Source organism: Peredibacter starrii (assembly GCF_034259205.1).
Lineage (GTDB): Bacteria > Bdellovibrionota > Bacteriovoracia > Bacteriovoracales > Bacteriovoracaceae > Peredibacter > Peredibacter starrii.
Window position 1 is genome coordinate 2583973 of the sequence record NZ_CP139487.1, and the last position, 26007, is coordinate 2609979.

A 26007-nucleotide genomic window follows, 5' to 3' on the forward strand; every position below is an offset into this window, starting at 1 on the left:
GCAGGATTTAAGTTATGAGACTCGAACTACTGACAGCTGATATTCCAAAACTCCAACCGTTTCTGGAAACTGTTTTCCAGGACGGTGGTAAGAAGCTTTACGCCATTGATGGTGTAGTGACTCCTATCCGTAATATGGGTGGGCTTTCGGGCTTTGAATACAAGGAAGATGGCCTCATTGGTGAATTGAAAGTGGGCCTCATTCTTGGTGGAACCGGCTACGTCTTAAAACGCATTCTTAGAAACAGTGGCGAAGAATATGAGCGCTATGATTACTTCAACGTTCAAGGGGACATCACGTTCACTTCGGACAAAGAAGCTCTCAAGGCCGCCATTCCAGATTTCCATGAAATGGATCTCACTTGTCCAATCCTAAACCACTTCTACAATTTCCTTTCCATGGAATATAAGAACGCGGCGGAAGGAAAAACTAATACTCAGATCGTAAATTCTGTTGAGCAGCTTTTAAAAACTGCCTACAACTCTAAGCTTATTCGTATTTCTATCCGCGAACGCGCCGATGATCCGGCGATTAACAACATCTACAACAAGATCCTTGCTGCTGAAATGGACCCGGTTCTTACCTGGGAAGAGCGTCAACTGGTTTTCAAGAATTATAAAGTTGATCTCAAAAGAATTGTTGATACCAAGGTTCGTGCTCACAAATTAAATAAGACCCGCATGAAGCTCGCTCTTCTGAGAAAAGACGGCGGAAACTTCATGGCCCGTATCATTGCCCGTCCTGTAAACAACGCCAAGGGACTTCTCTATCGTTATACTGTGGGCAAGGTCATTTGGTTCTTCCAGACAGTGAAAAACAATCTGGGCTACTCGATCGCTTTAGCGGTTTATGGACCGTTCACATACTATTTTATTACGATGCCAATGAACCCGCATGCGATGCAGGCGGTAGGACGTGTACGCGCGACTTATCTTGAAGTTAAAACTGAAATCATGCAGATTCTTGATAAGAGCGATGTGGCGATCAATGATATGCGCAGTAAATCTGCCATTGCGACCACGACAACTCCTGCTCCTACGCTTCCGGTTCAGGCGACTGATACGGTATCAACCAAGAGCGCAGCTCCGGCCAATAATAATGACTTCATCATGGCCAATATTATCAATCCATCTGAAGTGACAAATGGAAAAGTTGACTCACTTCTGGTGAGTTTGGGTGATGGCGCGACTGAGAAGGCCAAGCCATCTATCTTAAACATGCTTTTATCAACTGACTCAGACCAAGTGAATAAGACCTCTTGGAGTGAGCGTATGAGTAACTTTAAGCAGCTTCAAATCGCCTACGAAGAGAACATTGAATACGCCTCACGTATGGGCCGTCTTGAGCAGCTAGAAACTCAATATAACTTCCCGATGCAGGTAGAAGCGACTTGGGAAGAACTCGAGCGCTATAACAATCTTATTTTCAAACTTCGCGAAGAAAATCCAAATATGTCGGCGAAGATGAAGCAATATCTCTTCAACGAGATCAACCGTACCCAGCAGCTTGAGCTTTATCTTTGGGATAGAATGTCGCGCTTTATCCTCGATCAAATCTACGTAATGCTCGATCAAGACAAAGAACAAAAGCGTAGTGACTACTACGTGGGCCGCTCATTTGTGTTCATGGAAGAGATGACTAATATTCTTTCATGGCGTTACAAGGATTTCAAAAAGCCAGAGGGCTATGACAAGATCCAAAAACTTGCTGAGTTTTATTCAAATGCTCGCAAAGAACATGGAACTGTGCTGAAGAACCTTCAGGCAAACTCTGATTTGTTTAAACAGAAAAATGTTTATGACACAAAAGAGTTCCGCAGCTATATGAAGCGTCAGTGGGAAATCCTATTCTTACAGAACTCGAAAGCAGAAGAAGCTTCGAATATGGGTCTGAATATGTACATCTGGTCTGTGCGAAACACAGTATGGATTCTTCAGTCGATCTATTCAGCGAAGCGTGAAGAGCTGGCACTTCTGATCAAGCGCGATGTCTCAGGACAAGCATTGACACCGGCCGAGATGCTCAGTCGTTCAAAAGCAAATATGCTCTTCGAGACCCTTCTCCACAATCTCACTCTTGAGTACGTGGGGATCAGAGAGGAGATCATGAATCGTCTCGGAAAAGATATTGAATCAACTCAGAGAATGATCGTGATCGACAACTTGAAAGAGTTTTTATCAGACCGGGAAAAATTAGATAACCTCGGCGTGGCCCAAAACCAAAAAACCGCAGGACACACTCTATGAAAATCAATCGGAAAGGACTCTCTTCACAGATTCTCATCGCGGCCATGGCCGGCTCAGTTCTGATGTTCATGCTTCAAGCGGCGCGAGCTCAATCAAACGATCAGGCCCTGCAGAACATGCAGAGTAACAACAGCAGTAATGCGGCCCTGGCACAGGCATCAGGTGCAAACCAAACTTACCAAAGCTCGAACACGGGCCAGGTTCTTCAAATCGGCATGCCTCAGAAAAGTCTTGGCCGCCGTCTTTGGGAGAACACTTCCCTCTCATACTATCAACAGTTCCTCGGACCTACTGCCGCTGGCGGTGGTAACACGTACAACGTGTTCCAGGAGGGTCTAGATACTCCAAACTCGGGCTTTGCTCCTATGCAAAGTTTCCATGCTGTGAACCTTCGTCACCAGATCAATACTGACTGGGCAGTGGGTGCGACTCTTTCAGCGGCTAACGGATATACTAAAGAAGTTAATAATAAAGATCGTAGCGGCGGCACTTTCACTAACAGACCTGATAGTGAGTTCTTCAACGCCCGCGCCTATGTGAGTCTACCGTCTCTTCGTTTTGCGGCCGGTACACTTTTCTCAACTCTTTCATATGAATTCCCGACTTCGGAAATTTCGAAAGATGATGAAATGCGCTTTGGTTGGGTGGCCTCGAATAGTTTTGCTTTCAATCTACCGAACCTTCACTGGAACGTAGGTCTTATGAGTCAGATCTATCGTATTTATTATAATAATAACGTGAAGGCCGCTCCATTCGTTGGTGGTAGACCAACTGCTCTTCAAACGATGATTGTGAGTGGTGGTCCTTATGCCAACTATCGCTTCAACGATAAGTGGCAAGTGGGTTCAGTGATCACAATGGACTGGGACCAGCGTGGTGCTCAGACGGGTTCACGTGACTTCAACAACAACCTTTCTCACAGAGGAAGACTGTCGCTGACGTATTTCCCTCAGCAGATCAAGTATCTTCAAAGTGTAGGATTGTTCTCTCAGGCGCTTTTGAAGTTCCGTCCGGAAACGACGGCCTTTGGTGCTGACTTCGCTGTTCGCTTCTAGAAAAAATTAGATTTCATCTCCGGGCCCGAATAACTGAAAATAATCGAGCCCGGAAGATCTTGTCTCAAAGCTTCCAACTGACTCACATTTCTTTTCTTCTTATCCAAATGCTTCATCACTGCTCCTGAAACTCCCAGACAACCTTCGGTCGTCGCCATGTATTTAGAGACACGAGTGGCATCAGTCATTCTATAAATGGCGTTCTCAAGTTCCGTCGCAGATGCAGTGCTTGGATTAATGTTCTTCATCAGACGAACAGAATCAACCGGGCCCGAAAATTTCTTTCTCTCCCTGTCCCAATCTCTCACTCCAATTGAATAATCTTCCATCGGGGTGATCCATTCATGCATCACCACCGCACGACTGGCCATGTTCGTATTGTTTCTATCGATACCGTTTAAGATCACATTATTTCCGAATGTCGAACCACTGCTCGCTTTACCGGCAATAACAAATCCCTCAGATGATTTAAGAGAACCATTCACGTTCGACATTTCAGGACTTCCACCTAGGCCGTCAGTTCCGGCACCGTTATCTGAACTTCCGATTCCATGGGACACCCAGGTATTATGCAGAACTTCAAGGTTATTCAGATCGAGAACATACATTCGTCTTTCATTAGAAGGACGAGAGTAATCGACGATGGTGATTTGATCCGGAAGCTTCACACTGCCCTTGTACTTACTCATCACATTCGCCCGCCCCTTCATCGCCTTCATAAAAGCGTCTTTGGAAATAAAAGGACATTCTGGTTTACCATCATCACCGGTTTTAAACACATGGTCTTTAACCAGCTCCTGAGCGATGTCGTTTTGAAATTTACTCATATCAAGATTCTGGTTCCCAAGGACATCTTGATAAAAGATCGCTCTCATACGCAGGCGCAAGGTTTTGACGTCACCACTATTGGACTTAATTTGAGAGGCATATGACTGGACCTGACTGCGGACCGAGGATGATACATCATAACGATTAAAAACATCATCGATGTTGCCGTTGTACTCAAGACCTCTGAGATCTTTTTCGAGGAGGCGAACTAAGAGCCCACTAGGTTGTTTCCCCGGATCATTCATGACGTTCTCAGGTTTACAAAATGGAGAATTCTGAAACTTCTGTTTCATGTCCTCATATATAGTGTCCATGGAACTGCCGGCCACCTGCCCCAACGCATTGGCGAAGGTCTGCACTTCACGATGAGAGTGAGATGGCTCATCACAATCTTCTTCATTATGCGGAGTTAATTCAGGAGCAGAATCGACCACTACCTTTTCAGGTATTGCCTTTTTTACTTTTTCTGGCTTAACTTCTGAAACGGACCCTGTATCTTCTGCCGTGCTGGCCGTACTTCTCGCCACACCTTGCTGAATGGATTTAAGTCCATCCGGAAGTTTCTTCATAATGTTCTTACAAATGATGGTATTTTTCTGAGGAGATTTTGAATGAGGTCCACAAACTTCACCCGCCACCAGAGAAATTTCCTGAAGCTCTAAGAGATCCTTTTCGGAAGGATCATCCAGGAAAGAATAGTTTCCACCCTTGGCCTGAAATTTCTTCTCACAGTTTGAAAATGATGAGCGTCTTTCTTCTGCTGAACCAAAAGGCACACAGAGACCTTTATCAAAGAGCATCGGCTGACATTGGATTTCGCTCTTACCGCAAGTTCCCTGACTGTAGCCAGGATTGGACCTCGTTGGCATCTGACAAAGTTTTTTTCCGCCACTTAAGCGAAGGACACTTGGCCATCCACCATAAAAACAATTAAAGCGTGAATCTGCCCAGGCACTTTCAATGAGTGTAAAACGAAGAAGAAAGTTCTTCTCACTCTCCACTAACAACTTGGTGTCTTGTATATCAATTTCGGCGAGGAGACTTTTCAGGTCGCGAGTCCAGGACTCTCGCATGAGAGCATCGTTGGTCCGAGCTAGGACCGAAAACGATAAGAATAGGCCTAGAAAGACTATCCATTTGGACATGGGGATTCCTCCCAGGGCTTATCGGTCCATACCCGACAAACCCTGACAAGAAACCTCATTTAAAGAATGTTATCGATTACTTAGTATAGATACCAAAGGCCTCTCTGTAGGCATTCGAGAGGTCCCACTCACCCCAAAAATCCTTCTGCTTACTTTTCTTATCCAGGGCCTCTAGATCAATCGGCTGGTAATAATACATCGGAACTTTGAGAAGCATGCACCAACCTTTCGCCGGATCTTCGCGCGTGTATTCATAGTCAGTGTATTTTGTGACCTCTGAACATTCAGCATTGTTATGCATGAAGATGTCAGTCCAGGCCTTCATCGAAACCGGACTATAAGTATAACGATAGTCCATCACCTTTTCTTTTACCTTACCGTCTTCACGAACATAAACGTATGGCGCCACATGGAACCACCACTCAAAGTTATAGCGACGAATATATTTTCTGGTGAAGAACATGAAGACTTTCATTGAACGCACTTGATGCTTTGTCAGCATCTCCCAACTCCACACATGAGCGCGGTTATAGCATTGAGACTCTTGCTGATAACGACGATTCATCCCCTTATAAATCTTGTAGGCCTCATCATAAGTAGGAATAACAGTCGCGCGATATTCCTTGATTGAACTTGTGGAAGCGAATTCTTCCATTCCTTTTTCTTCTGGCTCCGGAATACTTTCCACCGCCAAAAGTTCGCGCTCAGAAGTCGTAGTGACATTTACCCACTCCTTCTTTTTGAGCGAAGTCTTGAGATGAGGAATAAGATCAGAGTTTTTATCTAATCTCACTACCCGTCCGTTCCCCAGATAGACCAGGGTCTCAGACTCTCCATTTTGGGCGTAATCAATCTGCAAAATCTTGGTAGCATCTACCTCAACCGTGGCGTAGGCACTCGTTCCTAGGACAAATACAGAGGCGAGAAGGCCAAAAGTCCATTTCATGTTCAAACCTCCAGGTCTTAACAAAATCTTCAAAATGATGATTCATTCCCTGATTAAAGTCGTCACCTTAAAACAACCTTAAGCCTATGAAATCATTAGTCAAAATTCTTATGTAATCTTTACTTAAAAACATGATTTTACTAGCGGTTTCAGGCAGCAATTGATACTCCCCTCCGCAAAATTGAAAATCCGTTTCCGGAGGCATCATGAAAAAACATCTTCTCATGTCACTCGCGTTGGTTGTTTTGACCACACCGGTCTTCGCTCAATACGATAACCAAGACGATTGCGACGCTGAAACTCAAGACTGTTCTACTCCTGGTGGAGTGAAAGAGCCCAACAAGACAATTTATCCTTACAAGCCATTTGAGACGTCAAAAATTAATGAACGTCTTCGTGCTTTGAACGAGGGTGAAAAATACATTTCAAACATCTTTGAAATGGAAAAGCGCAAACTCAATACGGCCAATACTAAAGTTCAACCATGGGGTGGTTCTTACTGGCCACTTAACGGCGGACAAATCGCCAACACTTACCAGGACAAAGACTATACGACATTGATCTTCTCTGCTCGTAAACACATTGACTGGAAGAAGAACGTAAAAGACTTTAAAAAGCGCGCGGAAGAAATTTATCCAATCATCAATCAACTGACTGATGAAGACCTTGCTAAACTTGCTCCTTCTGAAAAATATGACCTTCTTCTAGGTGATACAACTTTCGATCTTACCAACCGTATTTGGGCATTCGCTGAAAGATGGGGTAACGAAAAGAAATGGGGCTTCCTTTCTGCAATTGAAATTCCAGAAGGCTACCGTATTCCTGAGGCCAACAAACTTATGGCAACTTGGGAAGGTATCTGTCACGGATGGGCAGTGGCCGCTGGTCACTATGAGCGTCCAGAAAAAACAGTGACCGTGACTCTTCCAAACGGAAGAAAGCTTCCTTTCTATCCAAATGATATCAAGGCCCTTATTTCTCTTATGTGGGCCAACTCAACGATCCAGTCGAACGTTATCTTCGAAGGTAACCGTTGTAACAAGAAAAACCCTGATAAAGATAAGAACGGTCGTTATATTGACGTTGAAAAAGATCGTGATGATCTTGAACTTATCCCTCGTTGTGCTGACGTTCACCCTGGTATTTTCCACGTTTCAATGGTCAACATCCTTGGAGTTGAAGGAAGAAGTTTCGTAGTAGATAAAACGGCCGAAGCAGCGGTAGCAAACCAACCAGTATCTGGTTATGAGCTTTTTTACTACAACCCTAAGACAGGTAAAGAAGGTCCTCTAAGCGATTCAGTTATCTCTCGTAACGAGTATGGCGAAAAAGATCCGTTCCGCGTTTCTCGTAACCCTGAAGCTGTTAGCATCGTAGGTGTTCAAGTTAATCTTAAGTATGTTGACTGGGAATTCCCAAAGAAGAAAGAACTTAACTCTGAGCTAGACGATAAGATCAAGTCATTCACATTCAACTACGACCTCGAGATCAACTCTAAGGGTAATGTTGTTGGTGGCCAGTGGCGCGTGAATAAGAAAGGTGGTCAAGGTCTTGGTGGTTCAACTCACCAACCAGACTTCTTCTGGGTTGTTCCTCGTGATTGGAAAAACTACTTCCAGCCTCTTCCTGGTCTTCCAGAGTGGGACTTTGCTAAAGGAGTTCCACCGAAAGAATATAAGGCAGCAGCTTGGGCCGCTCATAGCTTCATCTACGAAGAATCTGCGCGCTTCTTCACAGAGAGCCCGAAGTGTCCGGTGTTCCCAATGAACGGTGGGGAGCCAATTAAAGTTAACTGTGAGTTTAAGTATCCACGTCCGCAACCACTAATTCAGGTTGTGAACAAGCTTCTTGAAGAATCTAGAAAATGGTAAAATAAAGAAAGAGCTCCCTAGTGGAGCTCTTCTTTTTTAAGAATTTGTCTCGCCATATCTCCCACGATGTAACCGATGGCATACGGAGCTGAATCATGTTCAGCGGCCGATTTATGATCAAAGCCGATCTTATGGGTCCATTCGTGAGCAAGGTTACTAACCACGCTATCTACCGTGAAGTTCTTGTAGTACTTCCAGTTCGTATTAATTACATTCGTGTCTCCAGTCGTATAACCAATCACCTTTGACCAGGGACGATTGTACATATTGAGATAGAAGTTCATCTCACCTGGAGTGTCTTGTTGAAGTGTTTCACGACCTTCCATAAAGATGTCGTAAATCTCTTCGTTTGAAAGACCTTTATTAGAAGCAAAGGCCCTCTCACCTTTCGTATTACGAAAGTTAATCACGCGCTCTTTGAACTCTTCCGTATTCACAACTCTTTCTAAAAGCGCGAAGGCGGAATCAAGTTTTGCACGTGCTTCTTGATTGTAATTTGTGACCTGCATCCCTTTCACCGAAAGGTGACCGGTTTGGACTTTGGCAGGATCTAAATATTCTGGATCCATGGGTGAAAAGACCCCAGGAGCATGATCATGTTTATGATCAATAATCATTTCTTGTGATTGAGATTGATTAAGAGAAACGGTGAAAACCAGTGCCAGCGAAAAAATCCATTTTTTCATGGGCCATCCTTTTAAAGTTTGTGGATACCCAGCTTTTCGGTCCGTTTCCTGTATTGTTGGGCCTTTTTGGCACTACCTCCTTTGGGGGTAAAAACTTCCCGATCCCCTTCCCAAAACGCCTCAAAAAAGGGAAAAAAAGTCCATGAAATGGATGACTGTCTTTGCTTTATTAATGAGCCTTAATCTTTGGGCCCGTCCCGTAGTTCTTCTGAGCTACTTTGATGCTTTTGATAAGGCCCCTTTCAATAACTCTGAGAGGGTTGCCCTGGCCCTGAATGAGAAGCTTAAAAACCATCCGGAATTTGAATTGAAGCTTTGTGCTCTTTCAACTGTGTTTGATAAATCATTCGCACAGCTCGAAAATTGCCTTAAAAATGAATCTCAAGCTCCCGCCTTGGTGTTGGGGCTAGGTGAGGCCAATTGTAATTTTAAAATCGAAATTGCGGGCCGAAACTTTGATAAGACCAAGGGCCCTGATAATGAAGGCAACGAAAGAAAGAGCACAAAAATTCTGGCAGAAGGTGAGGCCGCAGTGGCGCTCAACTACCCTTTGGATAAAATGTACTGCTCGCTTGATCAGAAAAATCGCGCTCTAGTGGAAGTTTCAAATAATGCCGGAACATTTGTTTGTAACAATCTCGCTTATCAGTTTGCTCACTATTATCCTGAAGAGACTTTCGGATTTATTCATGTGCCAAGTCACAACTGTAAGGACCTACCTGCAAAAACAGAAGTGGCAATTGCCAATCTTTCGAACATGATTCCAGAGGCGATAAACCACGCTCCGAAACTCCTGCCAATTTATAAAAATGAGATTAAGACCCTTCGAAAGTCATATGAGAACGATGCCTGCTTAAATGAGTTCTATAAGCGTGTTAAAGGAATTGACGAGAAAGGTCCTTGGCCATTTTAAGACTTAGAGTATAGCCGTTCTTATACAATCCACCGATAAAAATCTTATGACCTTCTTGAAAAAGATAGGGCTCTCTTTTCTGGGCCTTTTCACGCAGACCAACTTTAATCTCGCCTTTCTCAATTGGTGGAAGCTCTAGAGTTACAGCATTTGAAATTCGCTGATAGATGGCCGTAAGCTCTTCCATAGGCGGAAGTACATGGCCCTTATCTTCCGTTGTCGAACCGACAAGAAGACGCTTTAAAGGCCTGTTCCAGATGAGATTGTCACCATCCAGTGTGAGCGAAAAAGAATCCATGTCCCACTGGATAAGATCAAATTGATAATAAGAGCCCTGAACCGGTTTACTGGATTTAAGTTTTGAAGTAGGGGCCAGCTGGGTCCAGAAACGATTATAGTTTCCACCAGCAAAAATCACTTTATCAAATGAATGACTGCGACCGTCCTGAGTTTTGATGTGAACGCGTTCATTTTCTTCCACATCAATCACCAGGTCTTCAATCAACTCCAAGTGATACTTTTCCATGGACTGAGTTTCAGATAATAACCAGTTGGTATAAAGAGTTGGATCGATAAGATAGGCCTGTTCAGTTGCAATATAGGTTTCGTTTGTTAGAAAGAGTTTTTGAACAGAACCATTTGGATAACGCTTTTTGAATTGATCTAACTTTTCTGTGGCACCAGTATATTGGATGATTTTTTGAATTCCAGCGGGAGCATCAAGCTCAACATGACGAGAAAATTCATTGAATCCGGCCATGATGGAATCACCCAAAGGAGAATGTCCAGAGCTCAATCCGCGAGGTGCAACAATGGCGGTAGAATGGATGGCACAAGGGAAAGTAAATGAATCAGAATAGAAAACCGTGATTTTCTCAAAGGATTTTTCCTCTTTGGCAAGAGTGTAAATCAAACTTCTTCCAGCGATTCCGCTACCAATAATGGCAAGAGTCGTCAATTTCTATCCTTTATTTTTATTTTTCCCTCACATATTCTCACAAATTCTTGCCATTTTCTACTCTCCGTCGTTACCATTTTGGTTCGTAATTTCGAGATATATTTTTCAGGAGATCTGCCTAATGGCCGCACAGACACTAGACCCGAATGCAATGATTTATTGTACTACTAAGCTAGGGATTGCCCCTGCTAAAATCATGGCAACTTGTAAACTTCTGTTCGAAGAAGAATGTACGATTCCATTCATTTCTCGTTACCGTAAAGAAGTAACTGGAAACCTGGATGAAGTTCAGATCCGCGACATCCAGGAAAGTTATAATGAATATGTTGAGACTGAAAAACGTCGTGCTTTCATTTTAGATGCTATTAAGAAGATGGAGGCCCTTACTCCGGAACTTGAACGTCAAATCAAAGTTGCAACGACTCTTACTCAGCTTGAAGATATCTACGCTCCTTATAAGTCGAAGAAGAAAACGAAGGCCATGATCGCTAAAGACAATGGTCTTGAGCCTCTTTCTGAGATGATCCTCAAAGGTGATAAAGACGTTCGTACGATTATCGCTGAGCTGGAAGAGAAATTCGTTAAGCCATCTGCCGGTAAAATTAAGGACGTTCAAGAGGCCATCAATGGTGCTTGTGACATCATTATGGAATCAATGGCCCACCAGCTTGAGCTTAAAGAAAAAATCCGTCAAACGTTCTGGGAAACTGGTGTGATGAAGACCGGTCTACGTAAAGACGGAGACAAGATCGAAGACGCAGCTAAATTCAAAGACTTCTTCGAATTCTCTGAGCCACTGGCAAAACTTAAAGATCCAAAAGCTTCTCACCGTTATATGGCCATGAGACGTGGTATGAACCTTAAAGTCCTTAAAGTGGACGCTGAGATCATTCCTGAGGTCGGTATTGGTCTGATCGAAGGTGAGTTCTTCCCTAAGCGCGATAAGCTTGCGAACTACGAACTTCTTAAAAAGTGCGCAGAAAAATCATTCACAAACTACATCCAGCCTTCACTTGATCTGGAAGTTAAAAACGAACTTAAAAAGATCGCTGACACTGCCGCAATTTCAGTATTCGGCGTGAACTTAAAGAACCTTCTGCTTCAACCATACCTTGGTTCAAAAGCGGTCCTTGGTATTGACCCTGGTGTTCGTACAGGTTGTAAGGTCGTCATCGTAGACCATACTGGTAAATTCATGGGTGACCACGTAGTTTACCCTCACGAGCCGAAGAACGATAAAGTGGGCGCAGCTCAAATTCTTACTAAGATGATTGAGATGTTCAACGTTGAATACATTGCCATTGGTAACGGTACTTATGGCCGTGAGACTCTAGAGTTCGTTGAAACTCACATCCCACAAGTTAAAGACGGAAAAGTGAAAGCGACAATGATCTCTGAGGCCGGAGCTTCAATCTACTCTGCTTCTGATATCGCTCGTGAAGAGTTCCCGGATAAAGACGTTACAGTTCGTGGAGCAGTTTCAATTGCTCGTCGTTTCCAGGATCCTCTGGCCGAACTTGTAAAAATTGATCCGAAATCAATCGGTGTCGGTCAATACCAGCACGATGTGAACCAGGTTCAACTTAAAAATAACCTTGAAGCGGTTGTTGAATCATGTGTGAACTTCGTAGGTGTGGATCTAAACACAGCTTCAGCTCCACTTCTTTCATACGTATCAGGTATCGGTCCAACAGTTGCTCAGAACGTAGTGAAATACAGAGATGCAAACGGTGGTTTCAAATCACGTGCGGATCTTCTAAAAGTAACTCGCTTCTCGCAAAAAGTTTTCGAGCAATCAGCGGGCTTCCTTCGTATTTACAACGGTCCTCATGCACTTGATGGAACATTCATTCACCCTGAACGTTACCCTGTGCTTGAAGAATGGGTAAAAGCTCATAAGAAAGATCTAAAAGATCTTCTGACTGATGAATCTCTTCAAAACGATCTGGCGAATGATAAAGCGCTTAAAGAGAAGATTGGAGATATCACTCTTCAAGATATCGTGAAGTGTTTGAAAGCTCCTTCACAAGATCCACGTACAACGTTTAAGTCAGTTGAGTTCACGAAAGGTATTTCTGATCTTAAAGATCTGAAAGTAGGCCAGTGGTACCAGGGACAAGTAACAAACATCGCGATGTTTGGTGCTTTCGTTGATATCGGTATTAAAGAGAATGGTCTTCTTCACATCTCTGAGATGAGTGACCGTTTCGTTGAGAACGCTCTTGATGAACTTAAAGTTGGCCAGGAAATCAAAGTTCGTATTCTTGGTATCGATATGGATCGTCGTCGTATCTCTCTATCTTGTAAGTCAGACTCACAGGTTGAAGGTGTGACTGGTACTGACCAAGGTCGTCCTCGTCCAGGCAAGAGCAACCGTCCTCAGACTCAGCAGCCAATGCAATCAGGCCCTCAGTTTAAGAACAATGCCTTCGCGGGACTTAAAGGTCTTCAATTAAAGAAGTAACTTCGTTTAGGGTCCCTTCGGGGACCCTTTACACTTTCGCCAGCGGAAGTAAAAAGTCTAAACACCTCTGTTTTCTAACCCCTTAAAATTCGATTCTCCCCACTGGCACCCGGTTTGATGTAGAAACCTCATCTATTTGAGGTTTAACTATGAAAACTTGGCTCCTGGCCCTATTACTCATTCCTATGACCACTCATGCGGGGATCGACCAATATCCGGAAGATCGCGAGTACACGAACCTTGATAAGGGTTACACCCAATACGGCGCCCCTTCGCTTCATAGAACGGGTAAATACGCCCTGACCTTCGATGATGGTCCTCATGGTGTGAAGACCCCTAAAATCCTTGATACCCTTAAAAAATACAAAGTGCAGGCGACATTCTTCGTGGTCACCTCTCAAATTACAGATTCAAACTTCCACATCGTGAAACGCATTCTGGATGAAGGCCATATCCTGGCCTCCCATGGTCGCGCTCATGATAACTCGACTAAGATCACTAAAGACGAATGGAAGACCAAGGTTAAGCAGTCCTTCTTAGACCTATCTAAGTGGTATAAGAAGGCCGGACACCCCTTTAATAAGTTCTATTACCGTTTTCCTTATGCGGCCTATGGTGGACGTAAGGATCATCACCACATGAACACGTTAAAAGAGATCTCCAAAGAGCTCCTGAAGGATAACTGCATTCAGTTTGCTTTCTGGGACATTGATTCAGGAGACTGGATTCCCGGTATGAGTCCTCAGGAAGTCTTCCAGAACTTCAAGGCGAGTAACGAAGGCGGGAAATTCATTACTTATAAAACGATGAGAGTGAATGGGAAGCTGACTCAAGTGAAAGTTCGCACCGAGATTGAAGAACCGACCCAAGGGGGTGTGGTGCTTCAGCATGATATTCAAGAAAGCTCAGTTGGTGGAACAGAACTATTCTTAAAGTATGCTCAAGAAAATCATCTCGAGATCATTCCACTAGATAAGGTCGAAGAATTTAGTGTGACGAAGAATTGTAAGCTGTAGTGTTTTCAAGAGTGGGCTTCATCACGACAGGATCACGTTTCACCGTTACTTTTAAAAAGTAAATTCCTGCAACGGCCGTCATAACTAGGATGAAGTTTTTCATGGGCTCACCTCTTCGGAGATTCTCCTCCAAACTTGAGCCCAATATGAGTAATTTTTAAACGATTGTACTTTTTACAGTCGACTCAGATCCAAACTCATGCGATTTATGGGCGCATTAAACTTACACCCAAGGATCAAGCATGAAATTTCTCACTGTAATTGCTTTATTATCTTTCTCACTTACATCATTTGCCGGTCTTATGAAACAAGCCGGAGAAGCTGAAAGCACAGTTGATAAATCAATTTCAGCTCAAGCTCAACAAGCTGAACTAACTAAGATTGCTGAAGGTCGTGCTATGAGCAACCTATATAGCTACTGCGAAAGAAGCGCTTCTTACTATCTTGAGAATCCAGCTATCGGTCAAAGAAACGTTCAAACTGCCAATACAGCTCAAGGCCGCTATATGAAAGTGAGTGCCCTTGCAGTTGGTAACTGTGTTTTCGTAAGACATCCATAAATAAAAAAGCCCCTCTAAAGAGGGGCTTTTTTTTGCTCCAAAAACGAATTATCTCATCTCCCCCTCTCCTGAATCTTGAAGAACCATCCAACTCAAAGTTATTTCTCCTATTTTATTCAAGGAGAATTCTGTGGAATTTCATATCGAAAAAATTGAGGCAATGATCTACACCATTCGAGGTCAACGAGTGATGATGGATAGTGATCTCGCAAAGCTTTATGGAGTTGAGACGAAGGCCCTTAATCAGGCCGTTAAAAGAAATAGAGAACGTTTTCCGGAGGACTTCTTAATTGAGCCAAATTCCAGTGAGTTAGCTTCACTAAGGTCACAAATTGTGACCTTAGAGGGCTCAAGTCATGAAAATCATTTCCGACACAGTCCCTTCCTTTTCACTGAAAACGGTGTCGCCATGCTTTCAAGTGTTCTTCATAGTAAGGAGGCCATTCAAGTCAACATTACTATTATGAGAGCATTCACAAAACTCAGAAGCTTTTTAGCAATGGGAAGCCCACTCGAAAAACGAGTAGATAAAATTCAAAAAGAAACAAATCAGCTTTTTAAAATTGTCTTCGAAAGGTTAGATCATGCTGATAATCAAATGGCGGCATATGAAGAAGCAGTCACCCCAAAGCTTCCTCGTATTAGAAAAAAAATTGGCCTTAAAAACTAATTCTTCACTGGGACCTAAGATAGCTCAAGACTTTTCGTTGTCTTCGCTCCCAGCTCCTTTAAGTTTTCCATCCTCGAAGCGAGACTTCCCTTTCCAGTCAACATTCTCGACTTCAGATCCTCAAAAGAATCCCCAACACGCTTAATTTGATTCTGCATACTATCCAGATCATTCGCGACACCTACAAATTTGTCGTATAGAGCACCGGCCTGACGGGCGATCTCAATTGCATTCTTCGTTTGTCGTTCTTGCTTCCAGAGGCTCGCAACCGTTCTTAGAGTCGCAAGTAATGTCGATGGACCAACCAGCATAATATTGCGGTCCCAAGCGTGATTAAAGAGCTCACGATCCTTCTGCATGGCGAGCATGAAAGCACCTTCAATAGGAATAAAGAGCATCACGTAATCCGGAGTTTGAAGCTTATCCAGACGCTGATAGTTCTTAGAAGAAAGACCCTTGATGTGAGCATAGAGAGAATCTAAGAAGTGAGAAAGATCTTCTTCTTGTCCTTCATTCACAAAGCGCTCGTAAGCAACAAGACTCACTTTCGAGTCCACGATCAAATGCTTATTCTCAGGAAGATTGATGATCACATCCGGCTGCATGGTGCGACCCTCTTCATCTTTTAGACCCATCTCCTTACCTTGAAGAATAAATTCTTCTCCGTTACGAAGGCCAGAGGCCTCTAGAAGTTTTTCGAGAATCATCTCACCCCAGTTACCCTGCATTTTCACATCACCTTTAAGGGCACGCGTGAGGTTTTCCGTCTCAGAAGTCATCTTCTGACCGGTCATCACAATGCGTTCAATTTCAGAGTGAAGTTTCAAACGATCTTTGGTATCAGTGAGATGCATTTCTTCCACGCGCTTTTGAAAGTCGGCCATTTTTTCTCTGAAAGGATTTAGCACGAGTTCCATTCCGCGAAGTGAGTCTTCACGAAAGCGACGAGACTTTTCTTCGAAGATTTCCTGAGTAAGTGTTTTAAGTTTTAATTCAAGTTTTTCAGAGGCCTCTTGATGGACCTTTTCCTGAATGGCGAGTTTCTCTTTCAAGATTCCATGCTCAAGCAAAAGCTTCTGGACGCGGAAGTGATAAACAGCAAGACCTGCGATAAAGGCCCCAATAGCACTCAAAATAACCAATGCCATTCTAACTCCTTGATAACTCAATTATATTCTGGGCCAAAACAGAAATGAAAGCTAAAGATTGTACCCGACCAAACCGAATGGTTATTATGAGGTATTTTGCTCTTTCCCTCATTCTCGTTTCAGTAGAAATGGTTCACGCCTGTGAGCTGGTTGAAATTATCCACAATGAGAAGAAAGTAAAAGTTTGTTTTAATAAAAAAACTGAGCGCTACCTATCAGCAGAATGCAAGAGTATCGAGACATGTTTCATTCAGAAGAAAATTGAATTCAAATTCTTTCCAGATCAGAGTCCAGGATTTTCTTTATGTTACCAGCTTGAAGGAAAACCCTTTTTTGCTGAAGTAAGTGGAAAATCAGAAAAAGTTCCCATGTGCTTTAAGGCCCCTTACTATGTAGACCAGGAACATCTCTTCATGAGTTTCAAAAAGGTGAAACCATGAAGTTCTTATTCTTGCTCGTATTAAGTTTTTCGGCCATGGCGCAGGTTTCTCAAAAAGATTGCGCGCCCACAGATATTAGAAATACCAATCCGAATATCCGCGACAGTAAAGAAATGCAGGCACACTTCTCTACTCCTCGTAATCAAGACTCCATTGGCTGGTGTTATGGTTTTACCGGGGCTGACCTCATGTCGGCCGAGATGAAAACTCCCATATCTTCTCTCCATACCAGTCTCATTTATGGCCAATACAAAGAAATGGGCCTCTTGGATTACTTAAAAGAAGTTGTAGATCCAACTCCATCACCGCTTAAGAAGCAGACCTCTGGAAATTTTAAATTCATTAAAGAGGGCGGATTTGTAGATATCGCCATTCTCGCACTAAAACAGCGAGGCAAAGTTTGTACTGAGAAGGCACTGCCTTTTGATCAGCACTTGGGTCGAACCACGATGAGCCTTATTCGTAAGATGGAAGAGATCAAGCTCAGTGTGATCAATAAGAAGCTTCAGGAAAAAATCATCTGCGAAGAGATCAGTCGTGTGCTTCCCGATTATGGTCTCAACAGTGTAGACTTTGAAATGGTCTCACATTCACTCATGAAAGACCGCGTGGACAAAACCATGGACCTGATGGTGCGCCAGTATTGTAAGGACAATATGGTGCGAGTTCCGGCCAGGACCGTGAACACTCTTTATCCAAAAACGGCCGCACCTAAAACTTTTTTTGATACTCTTAACCAGACTCTAAACCGAGGCCGTCCTCTCGCCTATTATTATGACGTTAAACATGTGGCGAGCTTTTCGGGGAACCACACGAGTCTCATCACCGCCCGTCGCTGGAACAAGGGTAAATGCGAATACAAGGTCCGCAATACCTGGGGAAAGACCTGCGCCTATTACCAAAAAGGGATTGATTGTAATCGTGAAGAAGGCTCTTTCTGGATGAGCGATGAAAAACTCAAAAACTCTTCTTACCTCGTCCAGTATTTGACCGAATAGTCCCCTATTGAAATAGTTGCAAATTACCCTAAAATAAGAGCATGTCTAAGAAAAAAGATTCCAGTGCCCTGACTCTCCATGTGAACCAGGATCTGGCCCGAAAGTTTCAGGAAGCCGCTCAAAAAAAATCTGATATTCGAGATTTTATTAATGAGTTCCTGGTGCAGTTTCTTTCCGAAGACACTAAGACCGCTTACATCAAAGACCTTCAATTTTTTTTCGACTTTTTAAGGTCAGGAAATGTTCAGGTGTCTCATCCAAATGAGATCAAGAGTTACCACTTTCAACTCTATCGTGATCACCTGATGGAAAGGGGCCTCGCCTCTGCCACCATCAACCGCCGCCTGGTATGTATTCGCTCTTTCATGAAATGGGCGATTGCCGCTCGCTTAATTGAGTTCAATCCTCTGGACACAGTTAAACTTCCAAAGGTCCAGACTGAATCACCGACTGTGGCCTTTGATGATGAAGAAGTTGTTCAGATGTTGAATGCTCCGGATCTGAGCACGCATAAAGGCAAAACTCATCGCTTAGTCATGGTGATGCTTTTTCATCTTGGACTTCGTCGCTCTGAACTTACTAATCTTAAAATGCATCAGATCGTTCATGATCGCACTCACTGGGTTCTACGCATCCAGGGTAAGGGTGATAAACTTCGTTTGATTCCCATGAATGAAACAGTTTATGAAGAAGTGAAAATCTACGTCGCTCATTTAAATGATAATGGAGTTCAACTAGGACCTGAAGACTATCTTCTCCAGACTGAACTTAAGCATAAAAACGAAAAGCCAATGGATGGTTCGACCATTTTCCGAGTGATCGAAAGATACGCCAAGCAACTTGGAATTAATAAGTCGGTCTCACCTCACTCATGTCGAGCGACCGTAATTTCTCACCTTCTGGATACTCGTCATGCGGCCATTCGTGATGTGGCGACCTTTGCTGGCCACTCGAATATCACAACTACCGAGCGCTACGATAAACGCCGTAAAAACCTCGATAAGAGTGCTGCTTATCAAGTCGATTACGAGGCCGATCTTAAAAAGAACGGTTAAGCGGTCTTCAAATTTCCTGAATTTTTCTGATAGTGATTTCTCACAAGCTCTCTGGTGTGGGCCACGAAGTTTTTAATGTTCTTCACACTTCCAGGATGAACAGCAGCGAGCTTCTCATAAGAGATGAAAAGATACACCTTCTTCTCCTTTGAGAAATCAAAGCTCGATTGAACTGAGAAATCCCCAAAGTTGCATGGAATGGCGTCTTCTTTTCTAGATGAATACATCAAATTGAAGGCGAATTGAGAAAGGTGATTTTTAAGTTCTGGAAGCTCTTTACCTTGTCCACCATCAAGCATCTCAGTATTCAGGAGCACACGCACCTGAGGACTTTGAGAGATTTTTTTCATGAAGGTATCAGAGTCCACTGAGAACAATAGACCATTGGTCGTTATTTGCTCCAGGGCAACGAGATGGGCCTGATTGAAGTCAGAACCATATTCCATCAACACTTTTGATTTTAGGCGAATACGGAAGTCTCGCTTAGGAAGTTTTCCCTTTAAAAGATTGATCAAGACAAAATCTTTGTAAGTTGTTTTATTGAAGCACTCCGCAACTGACATGCCTTTAAAAGGACCTGTCCCCGAGATGAATGAAAGCTCAATCGGACAGAAAGGGTCAACACCGATCAAAAGCTGGGTCTGATTCAGAATGTATTTCTCATACAGGTCATGCATGGTGGTCTGGTGAACTTTATTTTCAGTGCGAATCCAAACTGGAATAAGCGCCAGGCGAGCAAGGGCCGCCTCACGGTTTTTGAAGTCTTCAGAAAGCACAGGATCGTTTTGCATCTGATTTTTAATCAGATCACATGTCTCAAAGAAATCGGCCCAATGGAAAACGACATTTCTGTTTTCACACAAAACGAATTCTTCACCCAACGTTTTAGTCAGTGCATTCTCAGCAATAAAAGATGATGCAAAAAACTGTGTGATGTTTTGAAGGGCCATAAAATCCTCTTATGCAGATGAAGATCCATCCTGAATCTCGTTCTTATTTTACCTTCATCTGGGAAAAACTATTAAAAAATTCTGACCATTATCCCAGACTTCGGACTATCGCTACAAATGATTGATTTTCCTTACGGAAGTGAGCGAACGAAAAATAACTAAAAATCAGTGAAATCCCGAATGGAATCACCAAACTCATCACTATGTGACTGAAATCTAACTGAACTGGAAGCTGTCTTTCGACAAAAATATCGGGCATAAGATCGTGACCGAATTTCTCAAGTAATTTTAGTGTAATGTAGCCAAAAATTCCCCCTATCACCACAGTCAGCGCTGAAAGAATCAGAGTGAATTTAAAACACAACCCTACTAGTTGTTTTTGGGCCATACCGAGAATCCAAAAACTCATAAGGTCACGACGGATTTTTGAGTAAAAAATCATGAGTCCAGACGTGATAGCAATCGCCACGAGCAAGCTCATACTGATGAATAAAAAGAGCATAACCTTGGTTTCAAGATTAAGTGACCACACCAGGGCCTCATTCATCTTCTCCCAACTTAAATGGCGCTTCTCCACTTGAGTTGGTACCGCTAAAACTTTTTCTAAAACATCATCAGGCACATTACCGAAGAGTCGAATTTGGTTTACACCCGGAGCGCGCAGAAGGTTTTGCACCATTCCTACACGAGACCAGATCTCAAATTCATCGACCTCAGAAAGTTCTGTGTAGAGATAGTCAGATAGAGTTTCGGTCACAAAACGCGGAACCTCACCCATAATGGAATCAGTCACACCGGGAGCGATGATTTGCACTTCATCCAGGAACTGCAGATGAATCTTACCTGCAAGTTCACTTCCCATGACCAGACCTTTGAAGTCTTTGTCCTGAAGGAACTCAGGTTTCTCATCATCCAGATCAATCCCGTGAAGCTTTGCCGGGGCCACGAAGTTTTTCGACTTAAGCATCACTTCGGTTTCGAGCTCCGAATAAAAGTGAATGCCTTCTTTAATCAGAATGTCTTTAATCGGCGCTAATGACTCAGAAGTGGGTTCATCGAAGATAATAAGGTGTGAACCGTGAATCGACTTAGAACGAGCGATAAGACCCTTTTGAAGGCCTCCCATAATTCCTTGAATGACCATCAGGCTGAAGGCCGAGAGGAAAAGACCCACCACCGCGATAAACAACAGGCGCTGGCGAGTCTTTGCTCTCAAGATATACGAGAAGAAGTATCTAAAAAAAGGCCAAACTTTCATTAAAGGTCGTAGAACTTTTTCTTATCGTTGATCATCATCGATAAGAATGGAGCGATTTGGTATCGATCTTGGTTTACGTCTTTAGCGAAATTCGAAAGACGCTCGGCAATCTGATCCAATCCTTCCTGATCGGCCCATTTACATAGACCACCTCTGAATGGAGGGAAACCAGTTCCGTAGATCATACCTACGTCAACCGTCGAGGCCTTGTCTACAATTCTGTCGGCGAAAATATATGCGGCCTCATTCACCATTGGAAGGAACAAGCGCATTTGAATTTCCATTTCGTCTTTACGAATTTTCTTCTGTGGAAGAAGTTTTGCAATGTCAGGGTTCTTCCCTGTTACCTTGCCTTTTTCATCGTAAAGGTAGAAACCTTTACTGTTTTTCTTACCAAGTAGTTTGGCATCGTAAAGTTTTCCGGCAAGTGAACTTGGATTCGCTCTCGCACCAAGACCATCTTGCATGATCTTCCCTACTTTCACACAAACATCGAGACCAATCTCATCCATCAGACGACATGGGCCCATCGGCATACCAAAGTTAAGAGCGGCCTCATCAAGCGCCTCAACTGAAACACCTTCCTCAAGAAGGAAAGCAGCTTCATTTAAGTATGGAGCAAGAATACGGTTCACAAGGAAACCTGGTCCGTCTTTTACCACAATCGGAGTTTTCTTTGCGTCCAGTGTCCACTTAACAAGTGAATCAATCGTTTCTTTCGATGCACGCTCGTGAGTGATGATCTCAACCAACGGCATTTTGTTAACTGGATTAAAAAAGTGAAGACCTGCGAAGCGCTCTGGCTTTCTAAGCGCCTTACTCATTTCTTCAACTGAAAGTGAAGATGTGTTTGAAGTCAGAAGTGCATCTGGACGAACATATTCTTCTAGTTCAGCGAATACTTTCTTTTTTAGATCCATGTTTTCAACCACTGCTTCCACCACCAGGTCAACGGCCTTAAAGCCCTCGAAGTTAAGTGTCGGCTCAATTGAGCGCATTTTGCGATTGAATTCATCCTCAGTCATTTTTCTCTTCTTAAGAGCACCAGAGAAATTCTGAGAGGCCTGTTTAAGACCAAGTTCCAAAGCGGCCGGAGTGATGTCCTTCATAAGCGGAGCTTGATTTGATTGAGCGAACAACCAGGCAATACCACCACCCATAACACCTGCACCAAGAACTGCCCCTTTCTTGACCGTCGGAAGCTTGTCTTTGTTTTCAAGTTTCTTCGTATTATCAGTCAGGAAGAAGATGTGCTGAAGATTTTTAGACTGCACACTTTGAGAAAGTTCAGCGAACGCCTGTGCTTCAAGAGTTAAATAATCTGTGCGGTTCTTACCAGCACCCGATTCTAGAACTTCAAGAATCTTAAGTGGAGCTGGGTAGAAACCTTTTGAAGTCTCGAGAACTTTTTCACGTGCCTTTTGAAAGATAATCTTACGAGTCAGGAAGTTATCCATCGCGGCCGCACTCATCTCTTCCTTCATTGATTTCTTCTTACCTGTCTTTTTCTCAAGGAGATAAGTCTTCGCTAGTTCCTGCATACGCTCAGTCGGTAACATCGCATCTGCCAGACCCATCTTAAGGGCATTTTTCCCTCTGATCTGACGACCAGTAAGAATCATATCCATGGCGGTTGTAAGACCAACTTTCTTCGGAAGACGGTACGTACCACCAAAACCTGGAAGAACTCCCAACATCACTTCAGGAAGACCTAAAGCAGTCTTTGGAGAATCCGAGATAAAGATTTTTTTACAAGCAAGTGAAAGCTCAAGACCACCACCAAGACAAATGCCGTCTACAAGAGCAACTGTCGGCATTTTAAGATCATCAAGAGCATTAAATATTGAGTGAGCTTCATCCAAAGCGCGAAGTGCTTCGGCCTCAGACTTAAGACCATTAATCACAGAAATATCTACACCAGCAAGAAACACACCTGGCTTATGAGAAAAGAACACCAGACCTTTAACGGCGTTCTTCTTATCTAGTTCAGCGGCCTCAAGAATTGCTTTTTTAAGCTCTTCCAGAGTTTCTTTAGTGAAAGTCGTCATGGACTTCTTTTCGAACTTCCCGAAACCCACCCACATCAATTCATTTTTAATTTCAACCGTAAGAATTTGGTAACTCATAGTGAACTCCAATTACACTTTTAGGTTTTCGATAACGACAGCTCCACCTTGACCGCCACCAATACAAAGAGTCGCCAGACCATATTTTTCTTTACGACGCTTTAATTCGTGAGCAAGAGTCACTACCAGACGAGAACCAGTTGAACCAACCGGGTGACCTAAAGCAATACCACCACCATTCACGTTTAGTTTTTCAAGTGGAAGTTCGCCAATCACTTCATCGATGCCCCAACGGCTTGAGAGAGATTTATCTTTCATTACTTTTTGACAAGCAAGAACCTGGGCCGCGAAAGCTTCATTCAATTCAAAGAGATTAATGTCTGACATCTTAAGACCCGTGCGCTTAAGAACACCGTGAGTAGCAAGCACAGGACCTAGACCCATTCTTTCTGGCTCTAGACCATGGAAGTGGTAATCCACCATTCGGGCCATTGGCTCAAGATTATATTTCTTAACTGCTTCCTCAGAAGCAAGTAACCACATTGAACCACCATCAGTAATCGGACAAGCGTTACCAACAGTCACCGTCCCGGTTTCTTTTTCAAAGTAAGGCTTAAGTTTTCCCAGACCTTCAACAGTTGAATTCGCGCGGAAACCAAGATCATCAGCAATCATCTTATCGAGCTTGTTACCAGCAGTGATTGGAAGAATCTCTTCACGGAACCTTCCTTCTTTCGTGGCGGCTGCGGCCTTGTGGTGAGACATGTTGGCGAACTCATCTTGTTCACGACGAGAAATACCTAATTCGCGAGCAAGAGTTTCTGCTGTTTGCCCCATATTTCTTCCACAGAAAGGATCTGTCAGACCTTGCTCAATGGCGATAACAGGAGCAAGGAAGTTCGGACGGAAAGTTGAGAACACTTTTAGCTTTTGAGCTGTTGATTTTGCTTTCATAAGCTCAACGAAGAAATTCGTCATTTCTTTGTTATAAAGGAGTGGCATCTGAGACATGCTCTCTACACCACCGGCAAAAATCAGATGATTTCTACCAGAAGCAATTTTATCGTAAGCTTGAGAGAGAGCTTCCATTCCCGAAGCACAGTTACGGTGAACAGAATATCCAGAAGTTTTCTTATGAAGACCGGCCTCTAATGCAATCACGCGACCTACGTTAGGATATTTTGCCGGAGTTCCAGTGTTACCCACAATCACTTCATCAATTTGATCCAGAGGAAGTGCATACTTGTCCACCAAGTGACGAATCAAATAGTGACCAAGATAAGGAGCAGCGATGTCTTTAATTTCTGCACCAGCTTTTACCTGCGGAGTGCGCTTACCATCAACGAGATATACGGGTTTCATATGAATTCCTTTTCATAGGGATTTTGAATGATTAAGACAGGAATATTTTAAATCAGGAATGATGAGAGATTAAGACAAAAGCAAAATGGTCGGGCATAAAAAAAGGCCCCGTTAGGAGCCTTTTTTCGAGGGGAGTATCATCAGGTGATGGAGTCTAAAAAAGGACAACAAGACCTGCAAAAACTGATAGTGCGTTAGCTGAAGTAATGTCTTTACCAAGATCTTTTAGACGCTGCTCGTCTGGCGAGTTGAAAGAGTTGTTCTTGCTCTTGCTTGAACCACTGCTTAAACCAGTTGAATAAGCGGCCTCAAGGTTAAGACCGAAACCACGAGTGATCATAATTTCAGAACCGGCCATTAGAGTTCCGTTAAAGAAATTTGCTGTGTGCTCTTCGTTACCAAAGTTCTGCTGACCATACATTGGGTTATAGTAAGAGTACGGGTTGTTCTCAGAATACTTAAGACTCGCACGCTGGTAACCAGCACCAAATCCAAGATACGGACGGAAACGCTCACCGTTAGTGATAAAGAACTTACCATAAAGATCTAGACCCATTGATTTATACTGGATCTCACGACCTTGCTGACCATAGTAACCATAATAACCTTGGTTAAGATTATAAGTGTTTCCACCAAAGTCATTCGTGTTCAACTGAGCATAGTTAACACCAACACCGATTGAGAAACGAGAGTTGATATTTGACTCTAGACGAAGACCGGCAGCAAGTGATGCTTCAAGTTCTTCTTTCTCACCTTGGTATGAAGTACCACCAGCATAAGGAAGAAGTTTGATTGTTTCAAATGAACCAGTTTGTACCGCAGGAGCTACTTCTGCAGTAGACACTACAGGAGCTGCTTGCTGAACCTGAATTTGTTGTTCAACTTCCGGCTCTGCTTCTGCACGCTTTTGTTTGTTCTTCAGATATTTATTTTTGTAAGGGTCACATTCAGCAGAATCTGACTCTTCCATAATACAACGAAGTTTTTTCTGATTCTCTTCGTACTTATTATTAAATTCTTTGATCGCCTGAGTAGACTCGATCTTTTGATCGATATACTCATCCTGACTATCAAGTAACTTCTCAGTTTGGTTTGTCAGCTTTCCAAGGTCTTTCGCCTTTTCTTTATTCAGCTGAGTGCCCATCTTTTGCTTTTTGAGCTCTCCGCGAATTTGCTCTAACTCGCCATCTGTAACCGGTTTATCTTCTGCAAGATAACCATCAACGTTAATTGGGGCCGAATTTAAAACTTGCTCTTCGCCCTGCTGAGCATAGGCAGAGGCAAAGCTCAAAGCTAATGCCAATACCAATAGGTTTCTTGATTTCATACACTCCTCCTCGAAAGGAAATGACAATTTGCGTCAACTATAGAG

Annotated in this window: 22 protein-coding genes; 11 read left to right on the forward strand and 11 right to left on the reverse strand. The window is 43.2% G+C overall.

From position 1 onward, the window contains the following. Window positions 1-14: 14 nt before the first annotated feature. A complete protein-coding gene (locus tag SOO65_RS13090; protein WP_321390670.1) occupies window positions 15-2246 on the forward strand; it encodes a hypothetical protein in 2232 nt (743 codons plus the stop codon). Then, on the forward strand, window positions 2243-3301 hold the full coding sequence (locus SOO65_RS13095; RefSeq protein WP_321390673.1) for a hypothetical protein: 1059 nt from the start codon (window positions 2243-2245) through the stop codon (window positions 3299-3301). The genes SOO65_RS13090 and SOO65_RS13095 overlap by 4 nt, the downstream gene beginning before the upstream one ends. On the opposite strand, the gene SOO65_RS13100 is transcribed toward SOO65_RS13095, so the two are convergent. Beyond that, complete coding sequence (locus SOO65_RS13100) at window positions 3298-5274, reverse strand: murein L,D-transpeptidase catalytic domain-containing protein (RefSeq protein WP_321390675.1); 1977 nt, start codon at window positions 5272-5274, stop codon at window positions 3298-3300. The genes SOO65_RS13095 and SOO65_RS13100 overlap by 4 nt on opposite strands. Before the next feature lie 76 nt (window positions 5275-5350). After that, complete coding sequence (locus tag SOO65_RS13105) at window positions 5351-6220, reverse strand: protein-glutamine glutaminase family protein (RefSeq protein ID WP_321390677.1); 870 nt, start codon at window positions 6218-6220, stop codon at window positions 5351-5353. Window positions 6221-6426: 206 nt separating this feature from the next. On the opposite strand from SOO65_RS13105, the gene SOO65_RS13110 reads away from it, so the two are divergent. Next, window positions 6427-8091 (forward strand): hypothetical protein, encoded by a 1665-nt coding sequence (locus SOO65_RS13110; protein WP_321390678.1) that lies wholly within the window; start codon window positions 6427-6429, stop codon window positions 8089-8091. A gap of 17 nt (window positions 8092-8108) precedes the next feature. Here SOO65_RS13110 and SOO65_RS13115 read toward each other — a convergent pair whose 3' ends face one another. Then, window positions 8109-8777 (reverse strand): hypothetical protein, encoded by a 669-nt coding sequence (locus tag SOO65_RS13115; protein ID WP_321390681.1) that lies wholly within the window; start codon window positions 8775-8777, stop codon window positions 8109-8111. A gap of 142 nt (window positions 8778-8919) precedes the next feature. Here SOO65_RS13115 and SOO65_RS13120 point away from each other — a divergent pair, with 142 nt between their 5' ends. Beyond that, the gene (locus SOO65_RS13120) at window positions 8920-9690 is read left to right on the forward strand and encodes a pyroglutamyl-peptidase I family protein (RefSeq protein ID WP_321390684.1); all 771 of its coding nucleotides are present in this window, start codon (window positions 8920-8922) and stop codon (window positions 9688-9690) included. Here SOO65_RS13120 and SOO65_RS13125 read toward each other — a convergent pair. After that, the gene (locus SOO65_RS13125; RefSeq protein WP_321390686.1) at window positions 9653-10648 is read right to left on the reverse strand and encodes an FAD-dependent oxidoreductase; all 996 of its coding nucleotides are present in this window, start codon (window positions 10646-10648) and stop codon (window positions 9653-9655) included. The genes SOO65_RS13120 and SOO65_RS13125 overlap by 38 nt on opposite strands. A 121-nt stretch (window positions 10649-10769) precedes the next feature. On the opposite strand from SOO65_RS13125, the gene SOO65_RS13130 reads away from it, so the two are divergent. Both SOO65_RS13130 and SOO65_RS13135 read left to right on the forward strand, forming a co-directional pair. Next, window positions 10770-13112: a Tex family protein gene (locus SOO65_RS13130; protein WP_321390690.1), complete on the forward strand. Its 2343-nt coding sequence runs from the start codon at window positions 10770-10772 to the stop codon at window positions 13110-13112. Window positions 13113-13261: 149 nt separating this feature from the next. Beyond that, the gene (locus SOO65_RS13135) at window positions 13262-14128 is read left to right on the forward strand and encodes a polysaccharide deacetylase family protein (protein WP_321390693.1); all 867 of its coding nucleotides are present in this window, start codon (window positions 13262-13264) and stop codon (window positions 14126-14128) included. Here the strand turns inward: SOO65_RS13135 and SOO65_RS13140 are convergent. Beyond that, window positions 14100-14231 (reverse strand): hypothetical protein, encoded by a 132-nt coding sequence (locus tag SOO65_RS13140; protein WP_321390696.1) that lies wholly within the window; start codon window positions 14229-14231, stop codon window positions 14100-14102. The genes SOO65_RS13135 and SOO65_RS13140 overlap by 29 nt on opposite strands. A 139-nt stretch (window positions 14232-14370) precedes the next feature. Here SOO65_RS13140 and SOO65_RS13145 point away from each other — a divergent pair, with 139 nt between their 5' ends. Together SOO65_RS13145 and SOO65_RS13150 are read left to right on the forward strand one after the other, a co-directional pair. Continuing rightward, window positions 14371-14688, forward strand: a complete 318-nt coding sequence (locus SOO65_RS13145; protein WP_321390699.1) for a hypothetical protein — start codon at window positions 14371-14373, stop codon at window positions 14686-14688. 160 nt (window positions 14689-14848) lie between these two features. Further along, a complete protein-coding gene (locus tag SOO65_RS13150; RefSeq protein ID WP_407677014.1) occupies window positions 14849-15358 on the forward strand; it encodes an ORF6N domain-containing protein in 510 nt (169 codons plus the stop codon). A 14-nt stretch (window positions 15359-15372) separates the two neighbouring features. Here the strand turns inward: SOO65_RS13150 and SOO65_RS13155 are convergent, their stop codons facing one another. Beyond that, window positions 15373-16506: a DNA recombination protein RmuC gene (locus SOO65_RS13155; RefSeq protein ID WP_321390704.1), complete on the reverse strand. Its 1134-nt coding sequence runs from the start codon at window positions 16504-16506 to the stop codon at window positions 15373-15375. A 44-nt stretch (window positions 16507-16550) separates the two neighbouring features. Here SOO65_RS13155 and SOO65_RS13160 point away from each other — a divergent pair, with 44 nt between their 5' ends. Genes SOO65_RS13160 through SOO65_RS13170 form a run of 3 tightly spaced genes read left to right on the forward strand, consistent with a single transcriptional unit; the run spans window position 16551 to window position 18999 of the window. Then, complete coding sequence (locus SOO65_RS13160; RefSeq protein ID WP_321390707.1) at window positions 16551-16946, forward strand: hypothetical protein; 396 nt, start codon at window positions 16551-16553, stop codon at window positions 16944-16946. Further along, entirely contained in the window at window positions 16943-17944 is a 1002-nt protein-coding gene (locus SOO65_RS13165) for a hypothetical protein (protein ID WP_321390710.1), read from the forward strand. The genes SOO65_RS13160 and SOO65_RS13165 overlap by 4 nt, the downstream gene beginning before the upstream one ends. A gap of 41 nt (window positions 17945-17985) precedes the next feature. Beyond that, window positions 17986-18999, forward strand: coding sequence for a tyrosine-type recombinase/integrase (locus SOO65_RS13170; protein ID WP_321390713.1), 1014 nt, complete (start codon window positions 17986-17988; stop codon window positions 18997-18999). Here SOO65_RS13170 and SOO65_RS13175 read toward each other — a convergent pair. The 5 genes from SOO65_RS13175 to SOO65_RS13195 all read right to left on the reverse strand — a co-directional run bounded on the left by SOO65_RS13175 (window position 18996) and on the right by SOO65_RS13195 (window position 25962). Continuing rightward, window positions 18996-19949: a hypothetical protein gene (locus SOO65_RS13175; RefSeq protein ID WP_321390716.1), complete on the reverse strand. Its 954-nt coding sequence runs from the start codon at window positions 19947-19949 to the stop codon at window positions 18996-18998. The genes SOO65_RS13170 and SOO65_RS13175 overlap by 4 nt on opposite strands. Before the next feature lie 88 nt (window positions 19950-20037). Next, window positions 20038-21207: an ABC transporter permease gene (locus SOO65_RS13180; protein ID WP_321390719.1), complete on the reverse strand. Its 1170-nt coding sequence runs from the start codon at window positions 21205-21207 to the stop codon at window positions 20038-20040. Further along, entirely contained in the window at window positions 21207-23333 is a 2127-nt protein-coding gene (locus SOO65_RS13185; protein ID WP_321390722.1) for a 3-hydroxyacyl-CoA dehydrogenase NAD-binding domain-containing protein, read from the reverse strand. Before SOO65_RS13185 ends, SOO65_RS13180 begins: the two co-directional genes overlap by 1 nt. Before the next feature lie 12 nt (window positions 23334-23345). Next, window positions 23346-24635, reverse strand: a complete 1290-nt coding sequence (locus tag SOO65_RS13190; protein ID WP_321390725.1) for a thiolase family protein — start codon at window positions 24633-24635, stop codon at window positions 23346-23348. A gap of 154 nt (window positions 24636-24789) precedes the next feature. Then, window positions 24790-25962 carry an outer membrane beta-barrel protein gene (locus SOO65_RS13195; protein ID WP_321390727.1) on the reverse strand — a complete coding sequence of 391 codons (1173 nt, stop codon included), beginning with the start codon at window positions 25960-25962 and terminating at the stop codon, window positions 24790-24792. Window positions 25963-26007: the final 45 nt, after the last annotated feature.